15 protein-coding genes are annotated in these 17,663 nt (G+C 70.5%); 11 read left to right on the top strand and 4 right to left on the bottom strand.

Going from position 1 to position 17,663, the window contains the following annotated elements:
* The coding region (locus ACIG36_RS33160; RefSeq protein WP_399936208.1) for a hypothetical protein at nucleotides 1-491 on the top strand (491 nt) is incomplete at its 5' end.
* 155 nt (nucleotides 492-646) lie between these two features.
* On the top strand, nucleotides 647-1,294 hold the full coding sequence (locus ACIG36_RS33155) for a hypothetical protein (protein WP_399936206.1): 648 nt from the start codon (nucleotides 647-649) through the stop codon (nucleotides 1,292-1,294).
* A 367-nt stretch (nucleotides 1,295-1,661) separates the two neighbouring features.
* Here the strand turns inward: ACIG36_RS33155 and ACIG36_RS33150 are convergent, their stop codons facing one another.
* Complete coding sequence (locus ACIG36_RS33150) at nucleotides 1,662-2,012, bottom strand: hypothetical protein (protein WP_399936205.1); 351 nt, start codon at nucleotides 2,010-2,012, stop codon at nucleotides 1,662-1,664.
* Nucleotides 2,013-2,406: 394 nt separating this feature from the next.
* Between ACIG36_RS33150 and mobF the strand changes: the two genes are divergently transcribed.
* Entirely contained in the window at nucleotides 2,407-6,345 is a 3,939-nt protein-coding gene (gene mobF / locus ACIG36_RS33145) for a MobF family relaxase (RefSeq protein WP_399936203.1), read from the top strand.
* 16 nt (nucleotides 6,346-6,361) lie between these two features.
* Here the strand turns inward: mobF and ACIG36_RS33140 are convergent, their stop codons facing one another.
* From ACIG36_RS33140 to ACIG36_RS33130, 3 genes are read right to left on the bottom strand one after another with little or no spacing between them, the layout of a single operon-like run.
* A complete protein-coding gene (locus ACIG36_RS33140; protein ID WP_399936201.1) occupies nucleotides 6,362-6,952 on the bottom strand; it encodes a hypothetical protein in 591 nt (196 codons plus the stop codon).
* 11 nt (nucleotides 6,953-6,963) lie between these two features.
* Nucleotides 6,964-8,055 (bottom strand): NlpC/P60 family protein, encoded by a 1,092-nt coding sequence (locus ACIG36_RS33135; protein ID WP_399936199.1) that lies wholly within the window; start codon nucleotides 8,053-8,055, stop codon nucleotides 6,964-6,966.
* A gap of 30 nt (nucleotides 8,056-8,085) precedes the next feature.
* Nucleotides 8,086-8,346: a helix-turn-helix domain-containing protein gene (locus ACIG36_RS33130; protein ID WP_399936197.1), complete on the bottom strand. Its 261-nt coding sequence runs from the start codon at nucleotides 8,344-8,346 to the stop codon at nucleotides 8,086-8,088.
* A 254-nt stretch (nucleotides 8,347-8,600) separates the two neighbouring features.
* Between ACIG36_RS33130 and ACIG36_RS33125 the strand changes: the two genes are divergently transcribed.
* From ACIG36_RS33125 to ACIG36_RS33090, 8 genes are read left to right on the top strand one after another with little or no spacing between them, the layout of a single operon-like run.
* Nucleotides 8,601-9,455 (top strand): hypothetical protein, encoded by an 855-nt coding sequence (locus tag ACIG36_RS33125; protein ID WP_399936195.1) that lies wholly within the window; start codon nucleotides 8,601-8,603, stop codon nucleotides 9,453-9,455.
* The gene (locus ACIG36_RS33120; protein WP_249004591.1) at nucleotides 9,418-9,729 is read left to right on the top strand and encodes a hypothetical protein; all 312 of its coding nucleotides are present in this window, start codon (nucleotides 9,418-9,420) and stop codon (nucleotides 9,727-9,729) included. Before ACIG36_RS33125 ends, ACIG36_RS33120 begins: the two co-directional genes overlap by 38 nt.
* 5 nt (nucleotides 9,730-9,734) lie before the next feature.
* Nucleotides 9,735-10,472 (top strand): hypothetical protein, encoded by a 738-nt coding sequence (locus ACIG36_RS33115; RefSeq protein WP_399936192.1) that lies wholly within the window; start codon nucleotides 9,735-9,737, stop codon nucleotides 10,470-10,472.
* The gene (locus tag ACIG36_RS33110; protein WP_399936190.1) at nucleotides 10,423-12,345 is read left to right on the top strand and encodes a hypothetical protein; all 1,923 of its coding nucleotides are present in this window, start codon (nucleotides 10,423-10,425) and stop codon (nucleotides 12,343-12,345) included. The genes ACIG36_RS33115 and ACIG36_RS33110 overlap by 50 nt, the downstream gene beginning before the upstream one ends.
* Nucleotides 12,342-13,871: an SCO6880 family protein gene (locus ACIG36_RS33105; protein ID WP_399936189.1), complete on the top strand. Its 1,530-nt coding sequence runs from the start codon at nucleotides 12,342-12,344 to the stop codon at nucleotides 13,869-13,871. The genes ACIG36_RS33110 and ACIG36_RS33105 overlap by 4 nt, the downstream gene beginning before the upstream one ends.
* A gap of 1 nt (nucleotide 13,872) precedes the next feature.
* Nucleotides 13,873-15,399 carry a type VI secretion protein gene (locus tag ACIG36_RS33100; RefSeq protein ID WP_399936187.1) on the top strand — a complete coding sequence of 509 codons (1,527 nt, stop codon included), beginning with the start codon at nucleotides 13,873-13,875 and terminating at the stop codon, nucleotides 15,397-15,399.
* Nucleotides 15,396-17,120, top strand: a complete 1,725-nt coding sequence (locus tag ACIG36_RS33095) for a type IV secretory system conjugative DNA transfer family protein (protein ID WP_399936185.1) — start codon at nucleotides 15,396-15,398, stop codon at nucleotides 17,118-17,120. Before ACIG36_RS33100 ends, ACIG36_RS33095 begins: the two co-directional genes overlap by 4 nt.
* The gene (locus ACIG36_RS33090; protein WP_399936183.1) at nucleotides 17,113-17,640 is read left to right on the top strand and encodes a hypothetical protein; all 528 of its coding nucleotides are present in this window, start codon (nucleotides 17,113-17,115) and stop codon (nucleotides 17,638-17,640) included. The genes ACIG36_RS33095 and ACIG36_RS33090 overlap by 8 nt, the downstream gene beginning before the upstream one ends.
* Nucleotides 17,641-17,663: the final 23 nt, after the last annotated feature.

Here is a 17,663-nt window from a genome sequence, read left to right as displayed (position 1 = left end):
CCGCCCACCGGCGCGAGTGGATCGCCCCGGCGAGCACCGGTCTGCGCGTCGTCCCTGACGAGGTCGGCACGATGAAGTACGACGTGCTCAAGGGCGTCGAGCACCTGGGCGTGATCTTCGACGAGACCCCTGCCCGCCTTGACCGGGGCGGATGGGCCGCATGGTCCCCGAAGGCATCCCGCCGAGACGGCGTCGTCGGGTTCTTCACCACGAAGGAGGCGGCCGCGCTCGCCATCGCCCGCACGTGGGGTCTGTGCCTCGCCGAGGCGGCCGAGTGGCGGACCCTCAAGGGCGTCGCGACGCCGTTCTTCGTGTACGGCGACGTGCAGGACGACGGCCGTGTCTGGCTCGCCCGCGACCCTAAGCGGCTGACCGGCACGCCGGTCAAAGTTGTCCGGCTGACGACGGAAGGCGGGAGCCGGTACGGGTACACCGCCAGCGGCCAGCAGATCTACTTCGGCGGCACCGCCGCGAAGGTCTGGGCCGTGTGATGAACGCCGGGGCGAGTGGGGATCCCTGCTCGCCCCGGCACGGCAATCCACGAAGATCAAGAAGAAGTGAAGCGGCCGACGGGGAAACTCGTCGGCCGCTTCGGCGTTCGGTTACCGAGGGCCCTCAACCAGGCCGCGAAACCGAACGCGTCAACATGGTACCGACGACGATCAACGGAGAGAGCGCACCCCTGATGCAGATCATCGACGGCCGCCGGTACGGCTCCCGGAAGGACCTCATCGAGCACACCGGCTACAGCCGCGCCACCCTCGCCAATCTGTGGAAGGACCGGGACGACAACGATCACCCGGCCGCCCACGAGATCGACGGCATCATGCACTGGGACCTGGACGAGTGGGACCGGTGGTACGCCGACTTCCAGCGGAAGCGGCGCAACGAGGCGAAGGAGATCGATCGCAGCGGCGACCCCGACGAAGAGCTCCCGCCGTCCGCCCAGGCGAAGCTTCTTGGCCTGCCCCGGAACATGATCAGCCAGTACCGGAAGAACCCACCGAAGGGGTGGCCGGGCCCCGTTCGTACTGAGCCGCATCCCAAAGGCGTGACGGAGTTCCGCACTCGACAGCAGCTGTGGGACTACCACGACACAGCCAACAGGATCGGGACCGCCGGCCGCCCGGTCGCCTCCAAGCCGGACCCACGCGTGCAGATCGCCGTCGACGCGTTGGCCACGCACCCCGGCCGTACCGTCGGCGACATCGCAACGGCCCTCGCGGACGAGCACGGCCAGTCCGTCCACACCTGGAAGCGCATCCTGACCGAGGCCCGGAAGCACCTGAAGTAGAGACATAGGCTGGCACCACGCGCGCCGTCACGAGCACGTCAAAGCTGTTGCCGGCGGGCGCGGCGACGGACCGGTGGAGTGCCCGGTGACCCTGCCCCAGAGCTCTGCTGGAGTCCGTGCGGCGCCAGACCCGCCGTAGTGATCACAGGTCCTCGGCATGGTGCGGCGTTCACTCAGATCACCACGGACTGACCAGTACGTGAGAGAGCCCCGACAGCAATCTGTCGGGGCTCTCTCACGTACTGGGGCGGAGGCACGGCGCGTCGTCGAGGAGCTGCTTCCTCCTCAACTTCTCCGAGCCGGGTACGTGACCGCGGGCGTGCATCTAGCAGGCTGGGCCGGTGGTTTTTCCGGGGCCGAAGGGCACCTACTGAAGCGGGTTTTCCGGAGAGGCGGCGTCGGGTGCCGGGGCATTTTTCGGTGCCGTCTCCGAGGCTGCGGACGCCGGATTTTTCGGGGCGGTCGGCTTGCTCGACTTCCGGGGGCGCCCCTTGGGGCGGCGCTTCGGCTCCTCCGCGCCCAGGCCCTTCAGCTCCTCGGCCGTCCAGCCGGCGGCCTCTGCTTCCACGTAGGCGCGGCCGTACGGTTCCTCGGTCTTCTCGAACTCGTCCCGCAGCTTCTTCCGGTCTGCCAGGAGGCTGGCGAGCGGGGCCAGGGCGGTCTCACGCGCAGCATTTATCTCCTGCGCCTGCCTCATGATCTCTTCTGCTGTAGCCATGATCGGATCGTAGTTGTCGACCGGTCAGGAAGGAATCGAGTCGGGCCGGCGCGATACCTCGCCCCGGCCGCTGTGGCCGTCGTAGGCCGAGGTCAGGTCCGAAGCCCTCCATCTCGGCAGATGAATTCCTCGTTCCCCTAGACAGTCCCGCCGCACCCCGAACCCCGAACGCTCGTTGAGCAAGAGCGCATTCCGTTTCCCCGGCATCAACCTCAAATCCCCTCACATCACCCCTCATCCGTCTCAACAGCATCTGTTCATTCCGTTGACTGCCATCTGTCCCAGAGCTACCGTCAGAGGCCAAAAGATCAAGAACGGATGGACAAAGGTACGTCCCCTGCGGGGACGTACGCGGCTTCGCCGCTGAAAGGCCGGGGGGAGGGGGCGGCGTCACATGGCCTGGGTCACGCGCATCGTGGACATGGAGCAGGTCGAGTACCGCCTCTCCGGCAATTCCGGTTGCTACGTCCAAGACCAGGCCGAGGGCATAGCCACGCCGGCTACCGACGCACAGGTCGACTACCGCATGCAGGCCGCGGAGGACAGCGGCCTGGTGTGGATCGGTGAAGGCCTGCCGGACGCCGGTCTGGTCGCCGGAACCGTGCTCGACGAGGCCGGCAAGGACGCGGCCCGCGCGCTGGCGAACGGCGTTCACCCGGTTACCGGCGAGCATCTGGTGCGCGCCGAGCTCCGGGCTCACCCGCGCTCGCAGTTGACCGGTGCCCGGCTCGTTGAAGCCGTTGAGGCTGCCGTCACGGCCGCCGGGGTGGAGCCCAAGGACCTCTTCCGCGGCAAGCCCAAGCAGCAGAAGAAGTACGAGACGCTCGCGCGGATGGTTCACCAGCAGGGCGAGCGCCACCGGCTTCAGGTCGGCTCCCTTCACCGTCTCGCGCGCGCTGCCGGGCTCGACCTCGACGACATTTACGAGGCCGCGGAACTCGCCGACGCGCGAGCCCACGAGGACGAGCGCGTCAACGTCCGGGTGCGCGCCTACGACCTCGTCGCGGACCTGCCCAAGGGCGACTCGGTGCTCTGGGCGCTCCTCGCCGAGCAGCGCGAAGAAGCGTTTCGTGAGCTCGTTCACCAGGCGAAGCGCGACGCCTTCGCACAGCTGGAGAAGTGGATCGGCTACGGCCTGGCGAGCGAGGACGGCGAGCTCCACCGCATCGCCACCGGCGGCCTGCTGGGCTGGACCGTGGAGCACCAGTCAGCCCGCCCGGTCGACGAGGACACCCCCGGCGACCCGCACCTGCACGTCCACATCGTCATCGCCAACCTCGCCCGCTGCGAGGACGGCCAGTGGCGCGCGATAGCCAACGGCGGCATGGACCTCCACCGGCACGCACGCGCCTTCGACGCCCTCTTCAAGGCCCGGGTGCGCGCCCTGGCCGGAGAGCGGTTCGGGGTCCGCTACGAGCGCGACGCGGCCACGCGGTCCTGGAACGTGGTCGGCATCCCTGAGGCGCTGCGCGAGCACTACTCGCGCCGTGCCGCCCAGGTCGAGGCCGTCGCCGGTGCGGACGCCAGCCGCGAGGAGAAGCAGCGCGTTTCCGCCGAGACCCGCCACGCCAAACACGACACCGGCACCGTGGATCTTCGGGCCAACTGGCGCCAGCAGGCGCAGGGCCTGGGCATCGATGTCGATGCGATGATCGCGGCCGCCGCGCCCGGGCCGCCCGGGCCGCCCGGGCCGGACAGCGGCCTGACCGTGAGCCCCGGCGGCGGCCCCCAGGTGCCGCCGCCCGCGCAGATCGCGGCCGAGGTTTTCTCTCCTACCCGCGGTCTGACCACGCACGAGAAGACGTTCACCCACGCGCAGCTGCTCGCCGCGGTCGCGAACGCCTGCCCGCACGGCCTTGGCGACGGCGAGCTCGAAGGCCTCGCCGACGAGGTGCTGAAGGTGCAGGGGTACGCGCGGACGCTGCCGCACCGCGGCTCGGCCCTGATGTCGAACACCGCCCGCTACACCACGCACGACATCCTCGCGGCCGAGCAGGTCATCGTCGACCAGGCCCGCGCCCGCTACGCCGACGGCTCCGCCCGCCTGACCGGCGACCAGGCCGCGGCCGCGCTCAGCGTTTTCCAGGTGGCAGCCGGCTTCGAGCTGTCGGCCGAGCAGCGGCGTGTGGTGGAGCGGCTGCTGACCGCCGGGCACGGCGTGGACGCGGTGATCGGCGTCGCCGGCTCCGGCAAGACGACCTTGATGGAGGCGTGCCGGATCGGCTGGGACGCGGTCGGCCTGACCTACGCCGGCGCCTGCCTGTCCGCCGTCGCCGCACAGAACCTGCACGAGGGATCCGGTATCCCGTCGAGCACCATCGCGTCCTGGCTCAAGCGGATCGAGGGCGGCAACGGGCTGCGCGGCGTGGACGTCCTGGTCCTGGACGAGGCCGCCATGACGGACGACCGGGCGATGGCCGTGCTGCTCACGGAGGCGGCCCGCACCGGCACGAAGGTCATCGCGATCGGTGACCCGCAGCAGCTCCAGGCGATCGGCCCCGGCGGCGGTTTCGAAGAGGTGCACCGCCTGGTGGGCGGCGAGTTTCTCGCCGACAACCGCCGCCAGAAGGACGAGGGCGAGCGAGCCGCCCTCGAGGTGTGGCGCCAGGGTGCGGCGCAGCGCGAGCGGGCGCTGCGGATGCTCGCCGACGGCGGCCGCGTGCACGCCACCGACACCGCTGACGAAGCCCGCGCTGAGATCCTTGCCGCCTGGAACCAGGCCCGCACGCGCTGGCCGGACGCGCATGAAGCGCTGGCCAACCTCGTCGTTCTGGCCGCCCGCAACGAAGACGTCAACAGCCTCAACGCCGGCGCCCAGGCCCTGCGCCGCGCGGCCGGGGAACTCGGCCCCGCGCGCACCTTCGTGCTGCCCCGCCGCGAGAGCTTGACCCTGGCGGTCGGGGACGTCGTGCGCGTGCGGCAGAACGATTACCGCTCGCGCCGCCGCGGAGCTGGCCCCGACGTTCTCAACGGCTACCGCGCCGTGGTCACCGACATTTCCGCCGACCGCAGGGTGCAGATCACCTGGCGGCGCGAAGAGTCCGACGGCACCGTCAGCCACCAGCAGGCATGGCTGACCCCAGGCCAGATCAGCCAGGGCGCCCTCAGCCTCGGCTATGCGATGACCATCGCCGCCTCCCAGGGCCTGACCGCGCAGACCAGCCTGATGTACGGCCTCGGCGCGAACAGCTTCAGCCTCTACCCCGGCATCACCCGGGCCAAGGGCGAGAACCACCTGTGGCTGCCCGCGGCCGCGCTGGAGGACGAGGAGACCCGGACCACCCTCGGCGAGCCGCGCAGCGAGGCCGAACTCCTGGACCGCGCCCTGTACGCGTACGGCGCGCTGCTTCAGCAGGACCGCCCGGCGCAGATGGTCAGCGACCAGCTGCGCGCTGCACCCGATCCCGTCGCGCCGCCCGTGCCGGAGCCCGAGCCGGAGTTTCCGGCGTGGGACGACACCGTGGCACGCCCGTACGGTGCGCTGTCCGACACCCTTCTCGACACCAAAATCGCCAAGGCCGCGCAGCAGGCGGCGGCGGCCGAGCGCGCGGCCGCCGACAAGGCGCGCGAACTGGAGAGCGCGGCCGCCGAACTCACCGCACACGCCTCACCGGGCCAGCGCATCGCCGATGAGGCCGCCGCCGTTCTGGGTGAGGCGGACCGGCTCCTCGTGCTCGCCGAGCAGGAGACGGAGAGCGCCGACCGGGTCGGCAACGAGCGGGACAGGGCCCGGGCGATGCGCCAGGAGGCGCAGACGGCCGCCGGGCGCAACCGGATCACGCTGCGCGCCGCGGGCACATCCCGCGGCGAGCAGGAGCAACTGATCGCGCAGTACACCGAGCAGATGGCGGCCGCGCACGAAGAGCAGCAGCGCGCCCGCCAGGCTGCCCAGGCCGCGCAGCGCGAAGCGTGGCAGACCGTCGCACTGTCTCCGTACGCCGGAGTTTTCCGGGATCAGGGCGCCACCGGTGCCGCGCCCCGCGAACTCGAGGAGATGAAGGAGCGGCTCTCCGCGATGCGCGAGTTCCTGCCGGCCCTCGCGCGGCAGGTCGATACGCAGCGCGCCGAGGACATCGAGCATGCCCGCGGCCGGGAGAGCGGGCTGCGCGCCCGGGCCGAGACGCTGCGGACGACTGCCGCCGCGCTGCGGGCGGAGCGGGAGCTGCGCCAGCAGATCGCAGCGCAGGCCCAGGGCCAGCACCAGGCGGAGCACGACGCCCGGCAGACGACGCGGCCGCCGGCCCGCCGTGCGGAAACGGCTGGCGCTCAGCAGAACCGGCAGGGCCCCGACCTGGTCCTCCGGCCCGATTCCCCCGGCCAGAGGGTGACCTGAGCTCAGCGCGGCGCGCTCAGGCAGGAGACTCGACAACCGCCTGGACGGCGAGGGTGGCGTCGCTGGTTTCGCCGGTGACGGCGCGGAGCATGGGCAGCAGCTCGGAGCCGAGCGCAAGCCGTTCGGCGGGGTCAGTGACCCCCTTCCACTGCTGCACCGCACGGCCGGCCGAAGCACGGGTGAACTCATGCTCGAGGCCCCACACGTGGGCCTGGAGGCCGGTGGTGTGCAGGTACCAGCGGGCGGCCGCCGCCGGCTGTCCCATCAGGTGGGCGATCCAGCCGCGCAGCTCCCGCACGTTGATCGTGTGCGAGTGTGCGGCACCGAAGGTGGCCGTGAACTCCGCGTCGATCTGTTCGGCCTCCACGTTCGCCGCGGCGAGCCGCTGCGGGTCGATCGGGGGGACGCACGCCGCGGTGATCGCCGCGATCCGCCAGCGGTACTCCGCAGGCGGTGGCGGCACCTCCGTCTGTCCCACCGCGGCCGGCGCGGTGCCCGGATCGGCCGGGGCGGGCGCCGCCGTGGCCGGGGTGGCGGAGTCGGCGGTGTGCCAGAAGGCCGGAGTGACGATTCCCCAGGGGGCGTGAACGGTCTGGTCGGTGCTCATGGTGCTCCCGGTTACTGGGGGACGATGCGGCGGACGGCGACGATGCGGGTGATCGGGCTGCTGCTGTTGCGCCAGCTGCTGTACGGCACGATCCGGGTCTGCACTCCGGTGCGGGGTGCCTCGATGATCAGGCCGCTGCCGATGTACATGCCGACGTGGCCGGGGGAGGAGGCAGAGCCGCCCGAGCCGGGCGTGAAGACGAGATCGCCGGCCAGAGGCGCATCCATGCTCACGGCCTGGCCCTCGTTGACCTGGGTGTAGGTGGTGCGGCTGATGGTCACACCGGCGGCGCGGTAGGCCTGTTCCATGAGGCTGGAGCAGTCGCACCAGTGCGCGGGGTTCGAGCCGAGCGCGTTGGTGCAGTCGCCTCCGAGGTGGTACCAGCCGCCCTTTTGGTAGAGGGCCCAGGCGACGGCTTTGCGGACGGTGTCGGGGGCGTTGGCCGGGATGGAGAAGTCCTTCGGCAGGTCCACCGGCCCGCTGGGCGCGGTGGGTGCGGTGTACTTTTTCGCACTGGCCATGATGTCGCGGACGTAGCCGTAGGTCTGGCCCCCGGCGAAGGACGGCGGGGGGACGCCGCGGTAATTCATTACCGCTCCCCAGCCCGCGTTGTAGCCGGCCAGGGCCAGTTTGATCGGGTCGTCCTGGTAGCCGGACTTCTTGGCGTCCTTGAGCAGGTCACACATGTACGCGCCCTGCGCCATGATCGCGTCCGGCGGGTCGAAGACGCTGATGACGCCGTTGCCGTTGGCGTCCTTGCCGTAGCTGCGGAAGGTCTCCGGGATGAACTGGGTGAGCCCCTGGGCGATCACCGCGCCGGTCTTGGGGTCTCTGGACTCGGCAGTTGGGTCGAAGTTGGACTCTGCTTCGATCTGCGCCGCCAGGATCGGCGCCGGCAGCCCGGGGCATGCGCCGGCTGCCTTCTCGATCCACGGCGCGAACTGGGGCGGCACCGACCCTGGTTTCAGTCCACCGCCGATCGCCCCGACGTTCGGGTTTGCACTCGCGACGTCTGATGTCGTGGTCTGGATCGTCACCCCGGCTATGAGCGTGAAGAACGCGGCCGCCCCCGCGCCCGCGCCGATCAGCAGCTTCTTGGCCACCCCGCCCCCCGTTCCCTCCCCTGCCGTCGCCTACCGGCGTATGGCATCCGCGCCCATGGCCTGTTCAAGAGCCCGCCGGTGGTAGCGCCAGGTCCGTCCCGCCTTCAGTGACGGCAGGTCTCCGGCGCGCGTCATCCGCATCACGAGCTGGTAGTCCAGCCGTAGGTAGTCGGCGGTCTCTTTTGCGGTGAGGACCTCGGGCCACTCCTGCTTCTGTGCCTTGCACGCGCAACGTGACGGGGTGTCGTCCTCGCGGTCTTGACCGGCGTCGTCGGCTCCGACGGGTGCCACCAACGGCCTCCCAAACATACGGACATCCTGGTTTGATCAAGGACCGTACCAAGTCACAGCTGAAACCACAGCAGTAAACAACAGTCACTAAAAGTCATAGACAGACTCAGAGACCCCTTGCTAAACATGGCTTTTGATCACCTTGCGCCTGGCGAGCGCAGGCATCGAGGCACGTTGGGGGCGGTGCAGCTATGGCCAGGGGGGTTCCGCAACCGGAACAGCTCGAACCGCACGTCCGGTTGGTAGTGCCCGTCATGGCCGCCGACGGCGGCAACGGCCGTTCAACGGTCGCCGGCCTTCTCGCGGACGCCTTCGCCCTCCAGGGCGAAACGGTCCTGCTCGACACCGCCCCCCGCCTCGCGTCGCCCTGGCCCGGATGGGTCGCGACCGCGGGCGAAGGCCTTGCGGCGCTCCCGCCGGACCGGCCCGCCACCCGAGCTCAGGCCCGCGCGGCCGCCGCGGCGGCCGCAGCATCCGGCAGCCACCCCTGGCAGGTGATGACCGATCACCTGCCCTGGCACGTCGCCCCGCTGGTGCTGCCGGACGCGCCGGAGGCGTGGCACCAGCTCGCCGCGCTCGGCGGCTGGCAGGCCGTCATCGCCGACACCGAGCACCGGTTCACCCAGGACGTGATGACCTCCCGCCACACCGGCACCGCAGGGCTCGGCGCCCGCTGGTGCTCCCTGCCGTGTGCGGTCCCCGTGCTGTGCGCCGCCGCAACCGGCGAGGGGATGGCCGCGCTGCAGACCGCGGTGATGGCCGCCGAGGCCGAGGGGCTGCCGCTGGCCCGCATGGTCGTGGCCGTGGTGGCCATGAGCGAGGGACGGCTGCCTGCCCCGGTCAAAGCCGGCGCCACCATGCTCCAGCCGAAGGTCGGCTCGATCGTCCACGTGCCGTACGACGAGCGGATCCGCTCGCACGGCCTGCGCGACGCCGCCCGCCTCAAACCCCGGACCTTGGCGGCCGGACGCCAGCTGGCGGAAGCCGTCTTGTCATCGGCGCACACGTCCTGGGGCGAGATGCTCCCGCACGCCGCCGTCCCCGCCGCCTACACGGAAGGAACCACGCACCGTGGCCTCGCACCTCAAGCCGCTGATCACCCTTGCTGACGACCCGCTGAGCCCCAAGCAGCCCAAGAACCTCCCCGGCAACATAGGCACGTCCACGGACAACCTGATCGGCTGGTCCCTGACGGGCGCGCTGATCGCCTGCCTGCTGGGCTTCATCTTCGGCTGCGCGCTGATCGGTGTCGGGCACAACACGGAGAGGCCCGACATGGCCGCCCGCGGCAAGCGGTCGGTGCTGTGGTCCCTGGTCGCCGCCGCCGGCGTCGGCACGGTCTTCGGCCTGGTCAAGGCGTTCTACAACATCGGGCAGGGCTGAGGCCCATGTCCCTCGCCTCGCTCGACCAACGACGCCGGGCCGCGCGCCGCCGCCTGGCCCTCCTCGCGGCCGGAGTGCTCGTAGCCGGCGCGGGCATCACGGCCTTCTTCGTCCTCGGCTCGGACGGCTCCGGAAGCGGCGACGGTCGGCGCGAGGCCGCCCCGTCTGCATCCGCACCCGTGGCCATCCCGAGCGGCGGATCGAACACCCCGACCCTGCTGCCCAAGGCGAAAGAGGTGAAGGAAGGGGTGCCCGTCGGCTACCCCCACACCCTGGAAGGCGCCATCTCCGCAGCCGCGCACTACACGGACGCCAACGACCTCTTCACCCCCGACGCGGCAGAGCGGCAGGCCCGCGTCATTGCCGAGCCGAACATGCTCGGAATGATCGGAAGCTACGCGCGGATGTCTGCCCAAGAGGCCAGAAAGTCCCGCGGTCTTCCGGAAAACGGGGAATCAGACACCGCGAACTTCTACGCCAACCAGTCCCGTGCCTACGTCATCGACTCGGCCGAGCCGGACAAGGTGACGGTCTGGCTCCTCGTGGACTCCACCATTTCCGTCAAGGGCGTCAGCGAGAACGCAACTGCTGTCCGGGGCGCCATCATGATCTGGGCGGATGGCGACTGGAAGATGAGCTTCGACACCCTGACAGGTCTCCCTGACAAGAAGCCGTCACCGGAAACCCCCGGCAGTGCCAAGGCTGTCGAAGCAGGATGGCGAGGCCTCTCCTATGAGAAGTAACGCCATGAAGAGGCTTGCCGCGACGCTCATGGTTCTCGTCACCCTCCTGCTGACGGCCTCCGCCGACGCGTTCGCCGACGACCCGAAGAAGCCTGAAAAGAACCTCAGCGAAGTCGTTGAGTGCACAAAGCTCTGGAAAGACGGCGAGCTCAAGAAGGACAAAAAGAAGGCGGCCGACTGCACGAAGACGGTCCGCAAGGAGTGCGGCGACAACCCCGGAAAGTGGAAGGGGAAGGAGTGCACAGAATTCCTTTCCCTCATGCTGGGCAAGAAGGTCCCTGAGTCCGGGCAAAAGTGCGAGGGCCGTGGAGCCGACATCATCGCGGACATCTGCGACACGGCCAAGAAGGTCGAAGACTTCGCCAAGGACCCGGCCGGAACCCTCGCGACAGCCGCATTCGACGCTGTCTCCGGAAACTTCGGAAAGGCCGCAACGGAGATCCTGAACGGTCTGACCGACGTATTCCTGAAAGTGGCGGTCATCGACCTGAACAACAAGGGTCTGCTCAACGTCTACAGCATGACCTGGGCGCTCTCCTCGCTGGTGGCGCTCCTGCTGATGATCTGGCAGTTCGCGAAGGCCGGCTACAGCGGTGAAGGCGTCGCCGCCGCCACGGCCATCGCCGGTCTCGCCAAATGGGCCGTCACTACCCTTGCCTCGCTCGCCGTCACGCAGGCCGCGCTCGGAGCAGCGCACGAGATCAGCGTGTGGATGATCGACCAGTACCGGGACGGCGGCGGCGAGAAGGCGTTCAAGGACTCCCTGAACCACGCCTTCAGCTTCGACGGGATCACCAACACCGCGCTGGTGCTGCTCCTGGCGATCCTCGCGGCGCTGGTCTCGCTGGTCTTGTGGGGCGAGATGTTGCTGCGGCAGGCGGCCATCCAGGTGCTGGTGGCCTGCATGCCGATCGTCGGTACGGGCGGCATCATGCAGGCGACGAAGGAGTGGTTCCCCAAGGCCAGAAGCGCCTTGATCGCGCTGATCCTGATCGAGCCGGTCGTTGTGCTGATCTTCGTGATCGGGTTCTCCACCACCGGGGAGGCCAAGGGCCTCAAGGACATGCTCGTCGGCCTCCTGACCCTCGTCCTGGCAGCCGTGGCATGGCCCACCTTGGCCAAATTCATGACCTTCACTTCCGTCGGCGCCGGTGGCTCCCTCGCCTCGGGCCTGCTCGGTGCGGCGGGCGGCACGGCCGCCAGCCTCTTCGGTACCGGCGGCGGAACTCCGTCCGGGGCCGGCGCGGTCGGCAACGGCCGCTCCTTCACCCAGGCCGTGGAGGCCGAGAACGATGGTGCGGTGGCCCAGGACGGTGCCGCAGGCCGAGCCCGCGCCGGCGGAATGGCCTCGGGCATGGCGGGCCTGGGCAAGCTCGGTGCCGCCGCCATGGCACTCCAGGTCGCCAAGGCCGGCAAGGAGCTCACCGAGGGCAGCATGGAGGCCATGGCCGCCCATGCCGACCTCGGCCCGGGCAAGGACATGGGCGGGCACATCAGCATCCCCCCGCGCAGCGGCGAGCCGCCCGCCGGCCCGGCCCCCGCGGACGACACCGGGGGCGGAGGAACTGCTCCGCCTTCGCCCCCGCCGGGAGGACCGGCGGACCGCTCGGGGCCGCCGCCCTCGGCTCCGCTCGACAGCGCGGAGCCGCCGCCCGCCCCGTCGCCGCGAGGCGAAGCACCGGCCGAAGCGAGTGCCGCGCAGTCGGACCCCGTCGACATGAGCTGGCCGTCGACGCCGCCCGCGGCACGGACCGACATGAGCTGGCCGTCGGAGCCGGCGCAGCCGCAGGACGTCGATATGAGCTGGCCTTCCGCGCCAGCCGCGCCACCGCCCCCGAAGCAGGGGCCTGGTGAGAGTGGGGGGACGACATGAGCCAGGACCGACCACTGGTGTATTCGGGGTGGCAGTCCGAGCGCCAGGGCTTCATGGGCTCGATGTCGCTGACCGGCTGCGTGCTGGTCGGCGCGGCCGCCCTGTCCATCCTGATCCCCATCTACGCCCAGGACATCTCCGGCGAGCTGATCGGTGTGCCGCTCGCCATCGTCCTGGTCGCGCTGGCCACGGTCCGCATCTACGGCATGACCGCGGATGAGTGGGCCTCGCTGGCGATCCGTCATCAGATCAACGTGGCTGGAGGCAGAGACGTGTTCCTGAGCGGGGTGTTCGCCCCCCGACGCCGTACGGACGACCAGCAGCCGATGGACCTGCCCGGCGTCCTGGCCCGCCTGAGGATCCTGGCCGCCCCCACCGGCGGCCAGGAAGAGCTGGCCGTCGTCTACGACCCGCTGGAGAACACCTACAGCGCGGTGCTGGAGATCCGCTATCCCGGCCTCGCGCTGGAGGACACCGACCAGATCAACCGCCGCGTCGCCGCGTGGGGCGCCTTCCTGCGCGCCCAGTGCGTCGAAGGCGGCCCCATCGTGCGGATCGCGGTGCATGAGCGGTCCCAGGCGGACGACGGCACCGCGCTGCAGTCCTGGACCGCGGCACACACCGACCCGGCCGCCCCTCGCGCCGCGGTCGCCGTGGTGAAGGAGCTCGCCGCTCGAGGCGGGACCGTGGCCAACACCCGCGCCACCTTCCTGACCATCACGCTGTCCGCCTCGCGGGCGCGCCTGGCGATCAAGGGCGCGGGCGGCGGCCGGCTCGGTGCCTGCGCGGTCCTGGTCCGCGAGATCACCGCCATGCACTCCGCCCTTGCGGCCGCCGACCTCACGGTCGTGCGCCGGCTCGACCCGCGCGAGCTGGCCCAGGTCATCCGCACCGGCTACGACCCGGACGCGGTCAGCGAGATGGCGATGCGCAACGGTGCCGCCGAACAGCGCACCTGGGAAGGCGTCGAGCCGGGCGTCGACCCCGAGCTCGCCGGGCCCGCCGCCGCCCAGACCGCCTGGGGCACCTACCAGCACGACGGCGCGATATCGGTGACCTACCAGGTCCGCAGCTGGCCCGCCTCTTCCGTCTACGCCACCTGCCTGCAATCCCTCCTGCGCCCCCGCCCCACCGCACGCCGGTCCCTGACCCTGGCCTACGAGCCGCTCGGCCCGCGCAGGGCCCGCGCCGAGCTGTCCAAGGAGCGCACCAAGCGCGACGTGGCGCGCCGGCTGCGGGCGAAGACGGGCCGGATCGAGTCGATGGACGAGCGGGCCGACATGGCCCGCGCCCTCGAGCAGGACATGGCCCGCGCGAGCGGCCACGGCATCGTCCGCTTCACCGGCCTGGTCACCGTCACCGTCACCGACCCCGACGAGCTGGAGACCGCCTGCGCGGAACTCCAGCAGGACGGCGCCGCGGCCGGCCTTGAGCTGCGCCGGATGTGGGGCGCCCAGGACGCAGGCTTCGCCGCCGCGGCGCTGCCGCTCGGTCAGGGCCTGCCCGCCCGACGGGCGGTGATCTGACATGGCGCTGCCGTTCCTGCGCTCCCGTGACCGGGACGACGACACCTCGCTGCCCTCCCAGCGCTTCGAGCACCTCCTCGGCGACGGCCGGCCCCGCCCGGCGCCCGCGCCCAAGAGCAAGAAGATGGCGCGCGAGGGCATCGGCTTCGTGCCGCCGCGGCGCGGCGTGAACGCCGCCTACGCCGGCCGCGCCGCCAACGAGGCCAACCCGGAGGTGCACCGCGCGGACACCTCCCAAGTCTCCGGCCTGTACCCGTTCCTGCACGCGAGCAGCCTGCCGCCGGTCGGCGCGTACATCGGCTGGAACGTGCTGAGCATGCGGGCGTTCTCCGCGCACCCCAGCGTGTGGGTGGCCGAGGGGCTGGTCACCAACCCCAACGTGATGATCACCGGCATCCCGGGCTCGGGGAAGTCCGCCCACATCAAGGCGCTGGCCCTGCGGTTGATGGCGTTCGGCACCCACACCCTGATCGCCGGGGATGTGAAGGGCGAGTACGGCGACCTGTGCCGCTACCTCGGCTACGAACCTCTCCTCCTGGGCCCGGGGATGAAGGGCCGCCTCAACCCGCTGGACGCCGGACCCCTGGGCCAGGGGCTGGACAAGGTCACCGACCGCGGCGAGCTCATGACCCGCCTCACCGAGATCCACCGCCGCCGGCTGTCGCTCCTGAAGGCCCTGCTCGAGCTTCAGCTGCGCCGGACGCTGCTGGCGGAGGAGGAAGAGGCGGTCTCGGCGGCGATCCGGGAGGTCACCGGGGAACTGGCCGGGAAGACGAGGCTGACCCCGCCGACGCTGCCGGCCGTGCATGCGGCGCTGAAGGACCCGACGAAGGCGATGGCGTACGAGCTGCGGGTCCGCGACGAGGACATCCAGACCACGCGCGAGCTCACCCGCTCCATCCGGGCCGCCCTCGGCGCGATGGTCAACGGCCACCTCGGCGGCCTCTTCGACGCCGAGACCTCCAGCGAACTCGACTTCTCCGCCCCGATCCAGTGCGTCGACATTTCCCGGATGAAGTCCTACGGCGACGACATCGTGAGCATGATCCTGACCTGCGTCAGCTCCTGGGCGCAGGCCGCGATCGACACCCCGGGCCCGCCCCGGCTGGTGGTCCGTGACGAGCTGTGGCGGGCGATGCGCTCCGGCGGCTCCTCCATGGTCCGAAAGATCGACTCAGACCTGCGCCTGTCGCGCGCCGACGGCACCATCCAGGTCCTCGCCACCCACCGCCTCACCGACTTCGAGTCGGTGGGCGCCGCGGACTCGGAGGCGGTCGCCATCGCCAAGGACATGATCAGCAGCTGCGAGACGCGCATTCAGCTCGCGCAGGACTCTCGCCCGCTCCAGGCGATCCAGGAAGCCGTCGGCCTCACCGACGCGGAGTACGAGCTGATCAGCTCCTGGGGCAAGGCCCACGCCGGACGCGCCCTGTGGAAGGTCGGCAAAGCGGGATCGCACCCGGTTCAGCTGCACCTGACGGCGCTGGAGAAGAAGTTGTTCCATACAGACGAGCGGATGACGGCATGAGTACGGGAGGGAAGTCGGCCAGCAGCGGGGGACTGTTGGCGCCGAGTCTGCTGCTCGGCGGTATCGGGGTCGCGGGCTGCACGCTGGTCACGGGGCCGGCGGCAGCGCTGCTGTCCGGCCGCGGCTGGGCAACTGCCGACGCCGACCCGGCCACCACCGTCATCAAGGCCGTAGCCCAAAGCCCCGAGCAGGCCTGGACTCCGGGTCCGCCTGGCTGGCTGTTCTGGGCCTTGACGATCCTGGTGTGGGCAGTGCTGGGCTGGGCTGGCCTGTGGCTGTGGAAGCGCTTCGGAGGCCCGCAGCACGGCGGTGCGCAGTGGGGCGGTGCCCGTGTCGAGCGGAAGCTCAAGGTCGATGAGGACCCCGAGAAGCGGCGCAACCAGATCACGGCCGGCCGCGGCATGACCACGAAGAAGATCGTGGCGTCCCGCCCGAACATCTCCGCAACCGTTTTCGGCGTGCCGGGCAGCAGCAAGACGACCGGCCTGGTGCTGCCGAACGCGGCCGAGTGGCAAGGCCCGCTGGTGGTGACCACCACCAAAGCCGCCGACTTGGACATCATTTACGCCCGCCGCCGGGCCCTGGGCCCGGTCTGGGTGATCGCCCCGGCTGGGATCCCTGGCCGGCCCACCCAGAAGTGGTCGCCGGTGGACTACTGCACCGACGCCAAGGCCGCCGACCGCATGGCCGCCTGGATGGCCGAAGCCGCCTCCTCCAGCGACGACAAGCGCGCCGCCCCCTGGATCGACCAGGCCAAGAACGTCCTCAAGGGTGTGCTGCTCGCCTCGCACCTGTCCGGCGGCGGCATCAACGGCATGCGCAAGTGGCTCGGCCTCGGCAAGGACGCCGTCGACCATGTCCGCGCCGTCCTCCTCCAACACGGCTACACCGACGTCGCCGACGACTACGCCTCACCCTGGCTCCGCCTGCACGAAGACGGCATCGGCAGCATCCAGTTCTCCCTGAACGTCCTAGCCAGGGTGTACGCGGACGAGGAGGTCCGCGAGACGTGCTCGGGCACCGACTTCACGGTCGAGGAGCTCCTGGAGCAGAACGGCACGGTGTGCCTGATCGCGAGCGAGGCTGACGCCGAGCGCTTCGCGCCGCTGCTGACCTCGATCATCGCGTCGATCATCCACGGCGCCGAAGTCCGCTACAACAGCACCGGCAAACCGCTCGACCCGTCCCTCGGCGTCATGGTCGACGAGGCCGGCAACATGCTCCGCTACCCCCGCCTGCCGAACATCCTGACCACCGGGCGCGGCATGGGCATCGACCTCTTGACCGTCTGGCACGACCTCTCCCAGCTGCGCGAGCGGCTCGGCACCCAGAAGGCGAACACTGTGCTGTCCGCGAGCGGTCTGCGCATGCTGCTGCCCGGCTGCGGCGACCTGGAGACCCTGCGCTACTTCTCCGGTCTCTACGGGCGCACCGAAACCCTGCGCACCTCCGTCGGCCACTCCCAGGGGCAGTACTCCACCAACACATCGACCACCGAGACCGACCTCGCCCCCATCCACTCCCTGCAACAGCTGCCCGACTTCACCGCCATCGCCCAGTACTCGAACCTGCCGCCCATCAAGGTGCGGATGCGCCTGACATTCCGGGACAAGGACCTCAAGAAACTCCTCAACCCCGCTGCGGCACAGGGAGGCATGAGCTTGACCAAACCCACGAACAAGGCCAGCAGGATGCTGAGGAAGGTCATCAGCCGTGTCTGACCCGTTGGACGACCTCGCGGGCCAGTGGCCCTCACCACCGGACGAGGAAGACGGAGCAGAGCCGGAGGAGCCGGAGCCCCAGCGGTGGGTGTGGGCAGCCATGCAGCCGGCCGAGCGCCGCGCCCGGCTCCGTGAGCTCGCCGAGTGGGTCGACTGGCTCCGGACCACCTTCGAGCTCCACAACGCCATCCCGCGGTGCTGGTACATGCACCAGCCCGTCGTCGAGCACCTCACCGCGCTCTACGCCGGGTGGCTGCGCGTCTACGCCGGCGACCCACCTGCCGGACTGGCCGAAGCCGACTGGATCAACACGCTGCACTCCTTCACCCCGCGCCTCCAACTCGCCGCCTGCGCGACCGGCACCCACCAGGAACCGCCCCCGGTCGTCCCGCCACCACCCGGCGCGACCGAGACCTTCGAGCTGTACCTGTCGACGTCCGGGGCGACCACCGCGGCCGCCCGGCATCCGGCCCAGGCCGAGCTGGACCGGATGGCCGAGGCGGCCGACCCGCCCCTGTAGCCAGCACACACGGAGGCGCCTGC

The sequence above is a fragment of the Streptomyces sp. NPDC053048 genome, from assembly GCF_044547045.1.
Lineage (GTDB): Bacteria > Actinomycetota > Actinomycetes > Streptomycetales > Streptomycetaceae > Streptomyces.
Note: the sequence above shows the minus strand (reverse complement) of the source record. Positions and strands in the feature narration are given on the sequence as shown.